The sequence below is a fragment of the Microbacterium maritypicum genome, from assembly GCF_041529975.1.
Lineage (GTDB): Bacteria > Actinomycetota > Actinomycetes > Actinomycetales > Microbacteriaceae > Microbacterium.
Genome location: NZ_CP168030.1, coordinates 2,340,438 through 2,355,306 on the forward strand (window position 1 = coordinate 2,340,438; position 14,869 = coordinate 2,355,306).

Annotated in this window: 13 protein-coding genes, 1 tRNA gene and 1 pseudogene; 8 read left to right on the plus strand and 7 right to left on the minus strand. The window is 67.8% G+C overall.

Going from position 1 to position 14,869, the window contains the following annotated elements:
- Positions 1–13: 13 nt before the first annotated feature.
- Positions 14–820 carry a hypothetical protein gene (locus ACCO44_RS11365; RefSeq protein ID WP_372466613.1) on the minus strand — a complete coding sequence of 269 codons (807 nt, stop codon included), beginning with the start codon at positions 818–820 and terminating at the stop codon, positions 14–16.
- Between the two features lie 74 nt (positions 821–894).
- On the opposite strand from ACCO44_RS11365, the pseudogene ACCO44_RS11370 reads away from it, so the two are divergent.
- Positions 895–1,680, plus strand: a pseudogene (locus ACCO44_RS11370) (recombinase family protein); the annotation flags it as partial.
- Here ACCO44_RS11370 and ACCO44_RS11375 read toward each other — a convergent pair.
- A complete protein-coding gene (locus tag ACCO44_RS11375; protein ID WP_372466614.1) occupies positions 1,609–2,103 on the minus strand; it encodes a hypothetical protein in 495 nt (164 codons plus the stop codon). The pseudogene ACCO44_RS11370 and the gene ACCO44_RS11375 overlap by 72 nt on opposite strands.
- Positions 2,104–2,560: 457 nt before the next feature.
- A tRNA-Ala gene (locus ACCO44_RS11380) sits at positions 2,561–2,636 on the minus strand.
- 137 nt (positions 2,637–2,773) lie between these two features.
- Here ACCO44_RS11380 and ACCO44_RS11385 point away from each other — a divergent pair.
- Positions 2,774–3,844, plus strand: a complete 1,071-nt coding sequence (locus tag ACCO44_RS11385; protein ID WP_372466615.1) for an NAD(P)-binding domain-containing protein — start codon at positions 2,774–2,776, stop codon at positions 3,842–3,844.
- On the opposite strand, the gene ACCO44_RS11390 is transcribed toward ACCO44_RS11385, so the two are convergent.
- The gene (locus ACCO44_RS11390) at positions 3,831–4,853 is read right to left on the minus strand and encodes a DUF2804 domain-containing protein (RefSeq protein ID WP_372466616.1); all 1,023 of its coding nucleotides are present in this window, start codon (positions 4,851–4,853) and stop codon (positions 3,831–3,833) included. The genes ACCO44_RS11385 and ACCO44_RS11390 overlap by 14 nt on opposite strands.
- 140 nt (positions 4,854–4,993) lie before the next feature.
- Here ACCO44_RS11390 and ACCO44_RS11395 point away from each other — a divergent pair, with 140 nt between their 5' ends.
- Genes ACCO44_RS11395 through ACCO44_RS11410 form a run of 4 tightly spaced genes read left to right on the plus strand, consistent with a single transcriptional unit; the run spans position 4,994 to position 8,226 of the window.
- Entirely contained in the window at positions 4,994–5,785 is a 792-nt protein-coding gene (locus tag ACCO44_RS11395; protein ID WP_029261684.1) for a hypothetical protein, read from the plus strand.
- Positions 5,782–6,309, plus strand: coding sequence for a hypothetical protein (locus ACCO44_RS11400; protein ID WP_372466617.1), 528 nt, complete (start codon positions 5,782–5,784; stop codon positions 6,307–6,309). Before ACCO44_RS11395 ends, ACCO44_RS11400 begins: the two co-directional genes overlap by 4 nt.
- Positions 6,310–6,337: 28 nt before the next feature.
- A complete protein-coding gene (locus tag ACCO44_RS11405; RefSeq protein ID WP_029261686.1) occupies positions 6,338–6,994 on the plus strand; it encodes an SDR family oxidoreductase in 657 nt (218 codons plus the stop codon).
- A gap of 26 nt (positions 6,995–7,020) precedes the next feature.
- Positions 7,021–8,226: a glycoside hydrolase family 3 N-terminal domain-containing protein gene (locus ACCO44_RS11410; RefSeq protein WP_372466618.1), complete on the plus strand. Its 1,206-nt coding sequence runs from the start codon at positions 7,021–7,023 to the stop codon at positions 8,224–8,226.
- Positions 8,227–8,229: 3 nt separating this feature from the next.
- Here the strand turns inward: ACCO44_RS11410 and ACCO44_RS11415 are convergent, their stop codons facing one another.
- From ACCO44_RS11415 to ACCO44_RS11425, 3 genes are read right to left on the minus strand one after another with little or no spacing between them, the layout of a single operon-like run.
- Entirely contained in the window at positions 8,230–9,111 is an 882-nt protein-coding gene (locus ACCO44_RS11415) for a 3-methyladenine DNA glycosylase (protein ID WP_372466619.1), read from the minus strand.
- Between the two features lie 16 nt (positions 9,112–9,127).
- Positions 9,128–10,153 carry an App1 family protein gene (locus ACCO44_RS11420; RefSeq protein WP_029261689.1) on the minus strand — a complete coding sequence of 342 codons (1,026 nt, stop codon included), beginning with the start codon at positions 10,151–10,153 and terminating at the stop codon, positions 9,128–9,130.
- Positions 10,154–10,157: 4 nt separating this feature from the next.
- Positions 10,158–10,829, minus strand: coding sequence for a DedA family protein (locus ACCO44_RS11425; protein WP_372466620.1), 672 nt, complete (start codon positions 10,827–10,829; stop codon positions 10,158–10,160).
- Positions 10,830–10,870: 41 nt separating this feature from the next.
- On the opposite strand from ACCO44_RS11425, the gene ACCO44_RS11430 reads away from it, so the two are divergent.
- A complete protein-coding gene (locus ACCO44_RS11430) occupies positions 10,871–12,193 on the plus strand; it encodes an anthranilate synthase component I family protein (RefSeq protein WP_372466621.1) in 1,323 nt (440 codons plus the stop codon).
- Positions 12,194–12,227: 34 nt separating this feature from the next.
- Positions 12,228–14,804, plus strand: a complete 2,577-nt coding sequence (leuS, locus tag ACCO44_RS11435) for a leucine--tRNA ligase (RefSeq protein WP_372469402.1) — start codon at positions 12,228–12,230, stop codon at positions 14,802–14,804.
- Positions 14,805–14,869: the final 65 nt, after the last annotated feature.

A 14,869-nucleotide genomic window follows, 5' to 3' on the forward strand; every position in this document is an offset into this window, starting at 1 on the left:
CGATTGCCCACAACTAGTTGACCGACCAGCCCTCAGGCAGATTCATTGTGTTCGGGTCCTGTCGCTCCGCCCATATAGCGCCATCGCTGACCAGCCCTTCGACCCCGCCCGGCGGGGTCTTTCGCCACCATTGCAGCGACACCTCCACGGCGCGCTCACGGAAGGTTCGCATGTGGACGGCGATACGGGGGTCGGCGGTCCACGAGAACACGCTCCAAACGGGCCAGACCGGCATGTTCCAGCCGACCCGCAGTACCGCCATGCGTTCGGCAAAGCCGACGTCGAGTTGCAGCGTGGACTCGGGTAAGACGAATCGCCTCGTGAAAACGCCTGGCATCGTCGGGTGGGGGTGGACATGGAAGTCGACGTCGATGAGTTCGTTGTCGATCTGCACGGTCGGTGGTTGCCAGGACTCTTCGCGCATGTTGAAGTCGAGCACCGGCTGGAACCGATCTCCGGATTGGAAGATCGACACGAACGCCCACGGTCGGGAGTGCTCATCCCTGTCGCGAATCAGCGTGACCAGCTCGTCAATGCCACGTTCAGATCGCCGCCATGGCGTTGATACGTCGCCCGCGTAGTGGCTGGCGACGTAGGCATTGCGGCGCTGATCCACGGAACCGAGCCCGACGCCCCAGCCTGCGAGGTAGAAGTAGGCGCCGACGTTGGTGAGCGGGTCGAGCCCGTGGTCTCGATAGAGGACGGCGAGTTCGTCGAAGGCGCGCTCCGGGATCCCGTCCCCGAGCGCTTCGACCAAGTAGAACAGTCCGGATATTCGGGTAACTGCGGGTTTGCCGTCGCCGCGCATCACCGCCGCCACTGCGCCCGGTTGTCGCGATCCATGCCAGCGACACGGAGCCCAATGCGCATGCTGTTGAGAGCAGCCCACTCGCGGTGCTGAGTGCCCCGGTCGGAAGTCGAGCCGTCCTGTATCTTCGCGTCTCAAGCAAGGGGCAGTTAAACACCGACTACGACCCAGAAGGCATCTCCATACCGGCACAACGCGTGGCCTGCGAACGAAAGGCCGAGCAACTGGGCCTGACGGTTGTCGCGGAGTTCATCGAGCCTGGTCGTAGCGCCACGGAGATGACTAAGCGCGTTGCATTCCAGCAGATGCTCGAACGCATCCGTCGCGATAAGGACGTTGACTTTGTCATCGTTCACAAGCTGTCCCGCTTCACCCGGAACCGTCTCGACGATGCGATCGTGATGGCCGACTTGAACAAGCGCGGCGTCGAACTCATCTCCGCAACGGAACAGATCGACGCCAGCCCTGAGGGGCAGCTCATGCACGGCATCCTCGCCACCTTCAACCAATACCGATCCGCCGCGGACGGCGCGGACATCGCGTACAAGATGGGCCAGAAAGCCAAGAACGGCGGAACCCTCGGGCGAGCGCCCATCGGTTATCTCAACGCTCCCGACTTCTTCGAAGGGCGCAAGGTCAACAGCGTCATCGTCGACCCAGAGCGCGCACCCTTCGTCCAGCTCGCCTTCGAGATGTACGCAACCGGAGAGTCGACGCTCGAAGACATCGTCAACGAATGGGATGTGCGGGGGTTCACCACTAGGCGAACCGCGCACCATCCCGCTGGAAGCGTCGCAATCTCAACCATGGCGCGCCTCCTGCGTGACCGCTACTACATCGGTGAGACAACCTACAAGGGCGAGACGTTCAAGGGTCGGCATGAACCGATCATCGAGCGCGACCTCTTCAACAAGGTGCAGGACCTCCTTGACGCTACCGGGCACGCGGGTGAACGACGCCGCATCTACGAGAGCTATCTCAAGGGAAGCCTCTGGTGTGGAGAATGCTATGCGGAACGCGGTGACGTGAATCGTCGCATGATCATCCAGAGGGCTGTAGGTCGCACGAAAGCGGAGTACTTCTACTTCTTCTGCCGAGGACGTCAAGAAGGCGTATGCCGTTCTCGGCACCTTCCGATCGACGATGTCGAAGACGCAGTCATCGATCACTACCGAACCATCAGACTCGCGCCCGACTTCGTCGCTGCGGTCAAGGCGGGGCTCGATGAGATCATTCGTGACCAGCAACGGGTACAGGAGGTGCTTCGGCGTGACCTCGCTAACCAACGCAACCAACTCGAAGTCAAGGCCGACAACCTCGTCGATCTCGTTGCGACCGGAGGACTTGCTTCGGCGCGAGCGGCGGCACGCATTCGTGAAATCGAAGCGGAACGCGAGATCATCACGGAGCGGCTCAAAGGAGTCGTCGACGATGTTTCGACGGGCGTTCAGAGCATCCTCGGCTGGCTAGAGCTGTTGAAAGACCCGCACGAGCTGTACAAGAACGCAAGCAACGAAATGCGCCGCCAGCTCAATCAAGCGATCTTCACGAAGATCTTCGTGGTCGACAACGACAGAGTCGAATCTGAACTTACGGATCCTGCTCGTGCGCTCATCGAGGCGCAGGCAGCCTGGCGCGCAGCCGTGCTCGCCGCAGAAAATAAAACAGCGATCGATGCCGACGCATCGATCGCTAGTTTCGAGGAAACATTAAATGCCAACCACTTTGTCAATGGTTGGAGTAAGAACTATTTGGTGGACCTGAGGGGACTCGAACCCCTGACCCCCTGCATGCCATGCAGGTGCGCTACCAGCTGCGCCACAGGCCCAGATGCCGCTCCGTAGAAGCCGGAGCAACTTGAAAAGAGTACTACACGAATCCGCGCGAGCACCAATCGGCGGCAGCCGCCCGGGAGTGTCGTCACCGGGCTGGAACAACCGGGAGTGGCGGGGCGTTCTGTTCTTCGTGAGCATCCTCGACAGTCTGGTGATCGGCGCAGGGCAGGCCGGCCTCTCGGCGTCCTTCCACCTGTCGCGGCTCGGCATCTCGCACGTCGTCCTCGACGCGGATGAGCGACCTGGAGGCGCCTGGCAGCATCGCTGGGACGCCCTGACGATGAGCGACGTGCACGGTGTCGCCGAGTTGCCCGGCGACACGCCTCCGCCGCGTGACGGAGCCCGTGCCAACGTGGCCGTCCCCGACTACTTCGCGACATACGAGCGCACTCATGCACTCCCGGTGCTCCGACCGGTGCACGTGGAACGCGTCGAGGACGAAGACGGACTCCTTGTCGTGCGAGCGCGGGAGGGGGAGTGGACGACCCGCACGCTGGTGAACGCGACGGGGACGTGGTCGCATCCGTTCCTCCCGCACTACCCCGGGATGGAGACCTTCGTCGGAGAGCAGCTGCACACGGTCGACTATCCCGGCCCCGAGCACTTCCTCGGCAAGCGGGTACTCGTGGTGGGCGGTGGGGCGTCCGCGGTGCAGTTCCTCGGTGCCCTCGCCCCGATCACCGACACGCTCTGGGTCACCCGTCGGGAACCCGTGTGGCGGAACGACGACTTCACGCCCGAAGCCGGTGCGGCCGCGGTCGCTCTGGTCGAGCAGCGCGTCGCCGCAGGACTCCCTCCCGAGAGCGTGGTCAGCGTCACCGGACTCATGCTGCGCCCGCAGGAACGCGAAGCCGAGCGTCTGGGCGCCTATGCCGCACGTCGCCCGATGTTCGAGCGCATCGAGCCCGACGGCGTGCGCTGGGCCGACGGCAGCTTCGAGCACGTCGACGTCATCCTCTGGGCCACGGGTTTCCGTCCGGCCATCAGCCACCTGGCGCCCCTGCACTTGCGCAGCGCGGCCGGCGGCATCCAGCTCGACCGGAACGGCCGCGGCACGACCGCGGTCGCCGACCCGCGGGTGCAGCTGGTCGGTTACGGGCCGTCGGCGAGCACGATCGGCGCCAATCGTGCCGGGCGTTCGGCGGCGAAAGGTGTGCAGCGCGCGCTGCGGTCCGCCGGGGCGAGCGTCACCAGCGGTTGAGCACCTCTTCGGCGAAGCCCTCGATGCCGTCGACGCGCACCGGCGTACCCGTGTCGTCGTGCACCCAACCCGACCAGACGCCGAACAGCTGATCGGTCCGACTCGCGATGACCAGCGCATTCGTACGTGACATCTTGTCGTAGAACGGTGTGAACGTGAGGTCGGCGGTCGCACCGTGCACCTGCCAGGGGCGCATGAACTGCTCGGGGTCGTAGTCCCACACGAGTTCCTCGCTGATCTTCGACAGGCGCCCGTCGACGAGCAGGGCGTTCTCGGTGGCCCCGGAGCCATCCGTCCACTTCGCGCCGAGCTGCAACCCGATCGTGCGGCCGTCGACGATGCCGCTACCGGCGGCCCAGTTCCACCGCACCTGATACGGCCAGCGCCCGCGTCCGTGGTCGAGCACCGCCCAGCTGCCCACCGGCACGTCGTGGGCGGTGCCGTCGATGGCGATGCTGCCGGTCGTCGGCCGCGCCACATCCTTCACGGTGTACTGGAACCGGCGGATGTCGTCCCCCCGACGCCAGGGCACGACCACGCCGAGTGACTCGTGCTCGAGCGGCCGCGCGGCGAGCAGGTCGAAGGACACGCGAGGAGCGGTGCCGCGCAGACGCGTGCCGTCGAACACCTCGTCGACGTCGAGCGTGATGCGGCGGGTCCGGGCCCGCACCGGGCCGTCCCCGAGCGATGGCGGCAGCGTCGCGGAGCGCGCTCCGGGGGAGATCACGGTCGATCCGATGTCCTCGCCGGTCGCCCGGTCGAGTACCCAGACCTCGTGCAGCGCCAGGTAGTCGACGCACGACACGGTGAACGCGATGATGTGCGACGGCGTCATCACGTTCCAGTACTCCCAGCGCTTGTTGCGCCCCCAGCGGCCTCGACCGGGGATGCCGGATGTGTCGTGCAGAGGCGTTCGAGACCAGCCGAGCGCATCGCGGTTCAGTGCCCCGTCGGGAGTCGTGAGCGAGACGGGCGCGGTGATCTCGCGCTCGATCAGCGGTGTGGGCATCGTCGTCCTGCTGTCGGGAGGGATACCGTTCGGGTCGGCATCGTTGACCCGAGTGTAGAGGACCCGGTGCCGCCGTACGAGGGACCCGGCACACGGATCCGTGTTCGGGCGGAGACCGGCGCCTGGCTACGCTGAACAGCATGCTCCGCATCGTGTTCCTCGTCGTCTGGCTGCTGCTCTCCGCCTGGCTCGTCATCTGGGTCGGCGAAGGGCTGTTCGGCGTGGATCAGCGTCATTCGATCCTCCCGTTCGCCGGTGAGGACACCCTCGGCGGCCCGATCATCATCGGCGTCGCGTGGGGCCTGCTGCTGACGTTCGGCGGGATGCTGTCGGGCCTGGCGCGTCGCAGGACCCCGCGCGGTGAGGCGCAGATCGGGGTCGGCACGATCGTCGAGGTCACCCGCACCGGGATGACCGTCAACGATGTGCCGCAGTACGACCTCTTCATCCGCGTGAACCCGGGTGCGGCCGATGACTTCATAGGGCAGCTCCGTACGCTCGTGCAGCCCACGGATCTCGCGACGCTCCAGGTGGGGCTTCCGGTCCCGGTGCGCTACAGCGTGACCGACCAGGACACGGTCGAGCTCGCGGACCTCAGCGACCCCGCTGTGCGCGACGCGATGCTGCAGTGGCGCATCGACCGAGGCTTGATCGACCCCCGCCAGGTACGGGCGCGCACCAGCGGGACGCAGGTGCCCGCGTCGGTGCTCGAGGTGCGGCCGACGGGCCGACGTCGCGAGGGGCAGAGCGAACTCGCGCTGCGCGTGCTCATGGCACCCGAAGGGGCGGCGACGTGGGAGGCCGACACGACCGTGTTCGTCTACCCCCAGGCGATCCCGCATCTCCAGGTGGGAGCTCCCGTATGGGCGTTCTACCGCCGGGAGGACCCGCAGACCGTCGCGGTGACCATCGAGAAGGAGACGGCACGATGAACCCGATGGACACCCTCGTCTGGCTGGTGAACTTCCCGGCCTCTCACGGATACGCCATGGTCTTCATCGCGGGGTTCTCGACCCTCGGGCTGTTCGCGCTGTCGGCGCGGGGTGCGGTTCCGGGTGAGGCGCTGCGGAGCATCCGGGAGCGGGAGGGCCTCCTGCACCCCACGGAGCACCCGCGAGGTCGGGTCTGGGCCGGCGTCGTCCGTATCGGTGCCCGCGTGCTGGCGCTGGTCATGGTCGGATCGCTCGTGATCGGGATCCTCAGCCTCACCGGAGTGCCCGTGACCCGGGCCTACATCTACGACAACGGCCGCCCCACCACCGGCACACTGGAGGGGGACTGGGTGACGTTCACGACCGCCGAGGGCGTCGAGTACACGCTGGAGAGCAACTTCTTCACTCCCGCCGTGTACCCGGATCGCGATGCGTTCCTGACGAGCGGGGAACCGGTGGTCGTCCGCTACCTGCCGAGTCATCCGCAGGCGTTCGTGATCGACAGCGATCAGACCCCGCGCTGAGGTCGGAGGGGGCGCGTAGGGTGAGGGTATGTCGCGCATCATCGTCTTCGGCGGCCACGGCCGCATCGCCCTTCTGCTCGCGCCACTGCTCGTCGCTCGCGGTGATGAGGTCACCGGCGTGATCCGCAACCCGGAGCACGCCTCCGATGTCGAAGCGACGGGGGCCGAGGCCCTCGTCGCGGATATCGAGAATCTCGACGTGGACGAGCTCGCCGAGATCATCCGCGGGCACGACGCGGTCGTGTGGTCGGCCGGTGCCGGTGGCGGATCACCGGAGCGCACGTACGCGGTGGATCGTGACGCCGCTCAGCGATCGATGGATGCGGCCGAGCGGGCGGGCGTCCGCCGCTACGTGATGGTGTCGTGGCTCGGATCCACGGCCGATCACGGTGTCCCGGAGGGCGACTCCTTCTTCCCGTACGCGGATGCGAAGTGGGCGGCCGACGAGCATCTGCGCGGCAGCGGGTTGGAAGGCACGATCCTCGCTCCCGGCACGCTCACGTTCGACGAGCCGACCGCGCGGATCCAGATCGACCCAGCGGGCAGCGGAGCCGTGTCGCGGGCAGACGTCGCCGGGGTCATCGCCGCATCGCTCCACGGACCGTGCACCATCGGCCGCACGATCCGTTTCGGCAACGGCGACGCCGCCACGGCGGTGCCGATCACCGAGGCGCTCGGCTGCTGACGCGTCCACACCGCACCGGACCCGTCATGTCCCGATACCGTCGCTGGGCCGCAGGAGCGCTGGCGGTCGTCGCGACGGCGGCACTGTGCGCCTCACCGGCAGCGGTCGCTTCGACCGCCCCGTCGACGGCTGCCTCCCGCACCTCCGCCGCGGTCTCCCCGGTCGCGGAGCCAACCGGCCCGGCCGCGCATGCGACCGCTCTCGTCAAGGAGATGTCGGTGGCCGAGCAGGCCTCCGCCGTGGTCATGGGGCACGTGTCGGGAACGGATCCCGCCGCGCTCCGGGCATACATGAGTTCCGGTCTCGGCGGGTTCATCCTCATGGGAGCGAACATCCCCGACTCGGAGTCCCAGCTGCAGGCTCTCACCGCCGCGATGACCATCGATCCCGCGTTGCCGCCGCTGATCGCTGTCGACCAGGAGGGCGGGATCGTCTCGCGTCTGCACGGCGATGAGTACGCGGCCTCCACCACGCTGAAGCGGCAGCCGGTCGACGCCACCTCGGCGGCGTTCACGGCTCGAGGGTCGCTGGTGGCCCGCGCGGGGATCACGGTGAACTTCGGCACCGTGGCCGACTTCACGGCCGACTCGGGAACCTTCATCTACGGTCGCGCGCTCGGCACCGATCCCGCGAGCGCCGCGGATCGCGTGTCGGCCGCCACCACCGCGCAGGAGCAGTTCGTCGCTTCGACGCTCAAGCACTTCCCCGGACATGGTGCAGCCCCCGGAGACTCGCATTCCGCGATCCCGAGCACGAGCATGGGGCTCGACGAATGGCGCAGTACGGAGGCTGTCCCGTTCGCGGCGGGCGTCGATGCCGGAGCATCTCTCCTCATGTACGGGCATCTCGCCTACACGGCCGTGGACGCCCTGCCCGCCTCCCTCTCGGCGAAGTGGCACGAGATCGCCAGGGAGGAACTCGGCTTCGAGGGGGTGGCGGTGACCGACGACCTCGGGATGCTGCTGTCGTCGGGGAATCCCGCCTACGCGGATCCCGTCGCCAACGGTGTCGCCGCGATCGCCGCCGGCAACGACCTGGTGCTGATGATCGCGGGCTCCGATGCGCAGACCGCGGGCAAGATGGCGGCCGGGATCGCGGCGGCGGTCGAAGCCGGCACTCTGCCGAAGGAGCGGCTCGAAGAAGCGGCGACGCGGGTGCTCACGTTGCGAACCCAACTGTCCGCGGCGTCGGCGCGATGGACGCTCTGCGCCGACTGCGAACAGGCGGAGTGACGCTCAGGCCGCTTCTCGTGTGCCGTCGCCGAGCCACGCGTCCAGCAGAGCCCTGCGCAGCGCGGTGCCGCGTTCGGCGAAGACGCGCTGCCGGCGCACATACTCCGCCTTGCCCTCCGGCGTCTCGATGCGGACGGGGGTGACATCCCACGCCGAGAGATCGTACGGCGCGGCCTCCATGTCCAGCAGCCGGATGTCACGCGCCAGCTCGAACGAGTCGAGGAGGAGTTCGCCGGGGATGAGCGGCCCGAGCTTCGTCGCCCACTTGTAGAGGTCCATCCCCGCGTGCAGACACCCCGGTTGCTCGAACAGCGGCTGGTCCTCGCGGCTCAGGGGCGTGCGATTGCGGGGGACCGCCTCCGGGGTGAAGAACCGGAACGCGTCGAAGTGCGTGCAGCGCAGGTCATGACTCTCGACGACCGCATCCGTGCCCGCCCGTCCCAGACGCAGCGGCACCGCGTGACGGTGCTCGTCCGCCTGGTACACCATCGCCCACTCGTGCAGGCCGAAGCAGCCGAACTGGCCGGGGCGCGACGCCGTGCGGCGCAGCATCCGCTCCACGAGCGCGGCGAGGTCCGCCTTCTCCTGCGCGAAGGATCGGGGATCGGGCACGACACCGCCTTCGGTCTCGCCCGGCGAATACCAGCGCCACGAGAGACGTTCGGGCGCGTCCTGCAGCTCGACATCGGCTCCCGGGTGCCAGCGCCGAAGCTGTGCCGGCTTGTACGAGTAGTACGTGAACAGGAAGTCCCACACGGGGTGCTTCTCGGATCGGGAGGAGCGCTCGCGATGCGCGGCGGTCAGCGCGTCGGCGCGCTCGTGATGCGCCTGCTCACGGGTGAGCCATTCTTCGCGGGGGAGCGCCCTCTCGATCAGCGTGTGCATGTGCGCTGTGGTCTCGTCAGTGCAGGATGCCGGCTTCACCGAGCAGGTCGCGAAGCCCGGCGCCGTCTTCGGCACTCACCCACGGTGCCACGTCTTCGGAATGCGGCTCTCGGCCGGCACGACCGCCGGCGAGCACGGCTTCTGCGGGCAGCAGGCGCCGGATGGCGACCCCGGCGACCGAATCGGGATGCTCGTCCATGAACTGCGAGTAGATGGATTCGTCGTGCTGGCCGTCATCGCCGATCAGCAACCACTTCACGTCGGGGAATTCCGCCGCGAGCCGGCGCAGGTTGGTGAGCTTGTGCTCACGCCCGCTGCGGAACCAGCGCTCATGCGTCGGGCCCCAGTCGGTCAACAGCATCGACCCCGCCGGGAAGAGGTGGCGACCGAGGAAGCGCCAGAGGGTCGGAGCGACGTTCCACGCACCGGTCGACAGGTACACCATCGGTGCTCCGGGGTGCTGTCGCAGCAGCTGGTCGAGCAGCACGGCCATTCCGGGCACGGGGAGGCGGGCATGCTCATCGAGCACGAAGGAGTTCCAGAAGGCGATGAACGGACGCGGCAGGGCCGTGACCATCACGGTGTCGTCGACATCGGACACGACGCCGAACGTGGTGTCCTTGGCGACGATGAAGGCGCCGGCTTCGACGGGCTCCTGCCCCTCGACCGAGATCATGAAGTTCTGCCAGCCGGGCTCCAGGTCGACGGGGATCTTCGCATCGACCACGCCACCGCGATCGGCGACCAGCTGATGCGTCGTCTCGCCGACATGCACGGTCACGGTCGCGTACCCGACCGGGATCCCGACGAAGCTGCGCCAGCCGCGCACGCTCGCCGGCTCGCCGTCGCGGGTGCGACGCTGCGGGGGCACGATCAGCACTCGACCCACGACCCGCACCCAGCCCGGACCGCCGTAGCCGGGGAACGGGAGGATCGTGGCGACACGGCCACGACGGCGCGCACGACCTTCACGCCAGACATGGAGGCGATGCTCGAGTCGGGCGAACCAGTGGATCCGGGGGGCTGGGGGAGCCGATGCCATTGACTCAGTCTTTCACGTCGGAGTCGGCTGCCGACTCCCGGGCCTCCTGATGACGGGCTTCGAGCCGCTGCAGCAGTTTCTTGCCGAGGAATGCGAGGAGCAGGAACAGCGCGATGACGCCGACGAAGATGTAGCCGGCGAAGTGCACGCGATCGACGAGTTCGCGGAAGCTGCCGGCCGCGAGGGAGGTCACGCTCACATACGCGGTGGCCCAGAGCACGCACGCCGGAGCGGTCCAGGCCAGGAACTTGCGATACGGGTACTCGCTCATGCCGACGGTGAGAGGCACGAGGGAGTGCAGCACCGGGAGGAACCGGGACAGGAAGATCGCGATGCCGCCGCGGCGTTCGAGATAGTTCTCGGCACGGACCCAGTTGTGCTCGCCGATCCTGCGGCCGAGCCACGACACGCGGATGTGCGGGCCGAGCCAGCGTCCGAGCCAGAATCCGATGCTCTCGCCGATCAGCGCTCCGATCACGACGGCGACGCCCATCGCGATGCCCTCCCACACGGTGGCTACGCCCATCGAGGCGATGATGACGATGGTGTCCCCGGGGACGATGAGGCCGATCAGGATGCTGGTCTCCAGCATGACGGCGAGCCCCGCGACCAGTGTGCGCGTGATCGGATCGATCGACTGCACGGTGTCGAGGAGCCAGAGCAGGAGGTCGTCCACGTCATGAGAATACGGGAGCGACCCGGTCCTAGGCTGGAAAGGTGCCCGAACAGCTGACCGCTCGCCCCCTTTCCTCCTGGGTGGAGCCGTGGGCCGTGTTCCGGATGCTCGAAGCGCGCGTCGCCGATGTCTTCTGGCTCGACGCCGGCGCGGATGCCGCGCAGGGCTGGAGCTTCGTCGGCACGGGGGAGCGGTCGTCGCTGCCGCGGGATGTGGCACTGGATGCGGCTCCGACCGATCGCACCCGTCCGCCCTTCTCCGGTGGGTGGGTCGGCTGGCTCGACTATGAGTCCGGTGCCGCGGCCGCCGGCGCCCCGGTGAGTCGGCCCGTCGACGAGCCGGGCGGCTCCTGGCTGCGCGCCACACATGTCGTCGCGTTCGACCATGCCGCGCGGCGCACCTGGGTGCTCAGCGCGGACGACGAGCTCCCCTCGTGGACAGCGGAAGTCTCCGCCGTCCCGCAGCCGGCGGACGACACGGTCCCCCTGAAGGTCCCCGACGGTGCGCGTCGCGTCGCCGAAGCGCGCCACGATCCGCACGAGTACGCCGTGCTCATCGAACGCTGCCGCGACCTGATCCGCGCCGGCATCGCGTACCAGCTGTGCCTGACGACGCGGTTCACGGTGGCCGGGGCGCATGATGACGTCGAGGTGTACCGTCGCCTGCGCGCTGCGACGCCCGCGCACCACGGCGGCTTCGTCCGCATCGGCGGCCGTACCCTGCTGAGCGCCAGCCCCGAGCAGTTCCTCCACGCCGAGGGGGGTGTCATCCGTACCCGCCCCATCAAGGGCACCCGGCCCCGCGGTGCGGACCCGGAGGAGGATGCCGCGCTGGCCGCAGAACTCGCGGCGGATCGCAAGGAGCGCGCGGAGAACGTCATGATCGTCGATCTGATGCGCAACGACCTCTCCCGCGTGTGCGAGCCGGGGAGCATCCGCGTCGACGGACTGTGGGTGGTCGAGAGCTACCCGGCCGTGCACCAGCTCGTGAGCACCGTGAGCGGTGTCGCCACGGCCGGGACGACCGTCGGTTCGCTGCTCGACGCGGCCTTCCCCGCCGGCAGCATGACGGGCGCCCCCAAGCTCTCCGCGATGACGAGACTGCACGAGTTGGAAGGCGGGCCGCGCGGCGTCTACGCCGGCTGCTTCGGGTACATCGGGGCGGACGGCGTGCTCGACCTCGCCATGGTCATCCGCAGCATCCTGATCGACGGCGACCAGGCGGTCGTCGGCGCGGGCGGAGGCATCACCTGGGGATCGGTCGCCGCATCCGAAGTCGCCGAGGTCGCGACCAAGGCGCGAGCTCCCCTCGCCGCGCTCGGTGCGGAAATGCCGGGGGTCTGGCGTTCCGATATCCTGAACTGATCCCGCTTTTTCCTTCAGATTGGTCGTGCGTTCGTTGTCTGAGAACCTGTCCACCGCTCCCGCCGATGACGAGACTCCGTCGGCGCACGCCATCCAGACGAAGTGGCAGAAGTACTGGGCGGAGAACGGCACGTTCCTCACCGGCGGGGAGGAAGACACCCGCCCGCGCAAGTACGTGCTCGGGATGTTCCCCTACCCGTCCGGTGACATGCACATGGGGCACGCCGAGAACTACGCGTACGTCGACATGGTGGCCCGGTTCTGGCGTCACCGCGGGCACAACGTGCTCAACCCGATCGGCTGGGACTCCTTCGGCCTGCCCGCGGAGAACGCGGCGATCAAGCGCGGCGCCGACCCTCGGGAGTGGACCTACGCGAACATCGATCAGCAGAAGCAGAGCCTGAAGGAGTTCGGCACCTCCTACGACTGGACGCGCGTCCTGCACACGTCCGACCCCGAGTACTACCGCTGGAACCAGTGGCTGTTCCTGAAGCTGTACGAGCGCGGGCTGGCCTATCGCAAGAAGAGCCCGGTCAACTGGTGCCCCAACGACCAGACCGTGCTGGCGAACGAGCAGGTGGTCGACGGTCGCTGCGAGCGCTGCGGTGCCGAGGTCATCAAGAAGAAGCTCACGCAGTGGTACTTCCGCATCACCGACTACGCCGACCGGCTGCTCGACGACTTGAACCAGCTCGAGGGCTTCTGGCCGCACAAGGTGCTGCAGATGCAGCGCAACTGGATCGGACGCTCGATCGGTGCGGACGTCGACTTCGTGATCGAGGGTCGCGAGGAGCCGGTCACCGTCTTCTCGACGCGCCCCGACACGCTGCACGGAGCCACCTTCTTCGTCGTCGCCCCCGATTCCGATCTGGCGTCCGAGCTGGCGGCGGATGCGCCGGACGAGGTGCGCCAGCGCTTCCGCACCTACCTGGAGCAGGTGCAGAAGGAGACGGACATCGCCCGGCAGTCCACGGACCGCCCGAAGACCGGTGTCTTCCTCGAGCGCTACGCGATCAACCCGGTCAACGGCGAGAAGCTGCCGGTGTGGGCAGCCGACTACGTGCTCGCCGATTACGGTCACGGTGCCGTCATGGCCGTGCCCGCCCACGATCAGCGCGACCTCGACTTCGCCCGCGCGTTCGACCTGCCCGTCAAGGTCGTGGTCGACACGACAGCTCCTGTCACCGGCGCGATGCCCGTGATCGAGGTCGACGACGAAGGGGTGCCGATCGACACCGGCGCCGCGCTCGACGAGCAGAACCCGGCATCCACCGGCATCGCGTTGACCGGCGAAGGCCGCATGATCAACTCGGGTGCGCTGAACGGACTGTCCAAGCGCAACGCGATCGCCCGCGCGATCGAGCAGCTGGAGGCATCCGGCACCGGACGCGCGGCGAAGAACTACCGCCTGCGCGACTGGCTGATCTCGCGTCAGCGCTTCTGGGGCACTCCCATCCCGATGCTGCACACCGAGGACGGGGACATCATCCCGGTTCCCGAAGACCAGCTGCCGGTGAAGCTGCCCAGCGTGGAAGGTCTCGACCTCTCTCCCAAGGGCACCTCGCCGCTCGGGGCGGCGGAGCGCTGGGTGCGCACCACGGCCCCCGGGACCGGCGACCCGGTGCTGCGCGACACCGACACCATGGACACCTTCGTCGACAGCTCCTGGTACTTCCTGCGCTTCCTGTCGCCGAACAGCGACACCGTGGCGTTCGACCCGGCTCAGGCCGACCGGTGGGCGCCTGTCGACTCGTACATCGGTGGTGTCGAGCACGCGATCCTGCACCTGCTGTACGCGCGCTTCATCACGAAGGTGCTGTTCGACATGGGGCTGATCGACTTCACCGAGCCCTTCACGACGCTGATCAACCAGGGCATGGTTCTTCTCGACGGATCGAAGATGTCGAAGAGCAAGGGCAACCTGGTCGAGTTCTCGTCGAGCATGATCGACCCCGGTGCCGATGTCGTCCGTGTCGCTCTGGCCTTCGCGGGCCCGGTGGAGGATGACATCAACTGGGAAGACGTCTCCACGGCCGGTGCGCAGAAGTTCCTGGCCCGCGTGCTGCGGATCGCCGGCGACGTCGCGAGTCCGGTCGACGTCGTGTTCGACGGTGGGAACCCCGCACTGCGCCGCGCGACGCACAAGCTGCTCGCCGAGGCCCCGGCTCTCGTGGAGCAGACCAAGTTCAACGTGCTGGTCGCCCGCCTCATGGAGCTGGTGAACCTCACCCGCAAGACGATCGACGGTGCTGCCGGTGCCGCCGATCCCGCCGTGCGTGAGGCCGCCGAGACGATCGCCGTGATGCTCGACCTGTTGGCCCCGCACACCGCCGAAGAGGTGTGGGAGATCCTCGGTCACGAGCCCTCCGTCGGCCTGGTGCCGTGGCGGTCCGCCGATCCGGCGCTGCTGGTCGAGGACACGATCACCGCCGTCGTGCAGGTGGGCGGCAAGGTCCGCGCACAGCTCGAGGTCTCGGCGCGCATCGGCGAGAGCGAGCTCGAAGCGCTGGCTCGCGCGGACGAGCGCGTGATCCGTTCGATCGGTGACCGCGAGATCGTCAAGGTCGTCGTGCGCGCGCCCAAGATCGTCAGCATCGTCGTGAAGGGCTGATCGGCTCTCACCGCGCGGACTGCATCCGGCCCCTGGTGCTCGCTCTCGTGAGCGCCAGGGGCCGT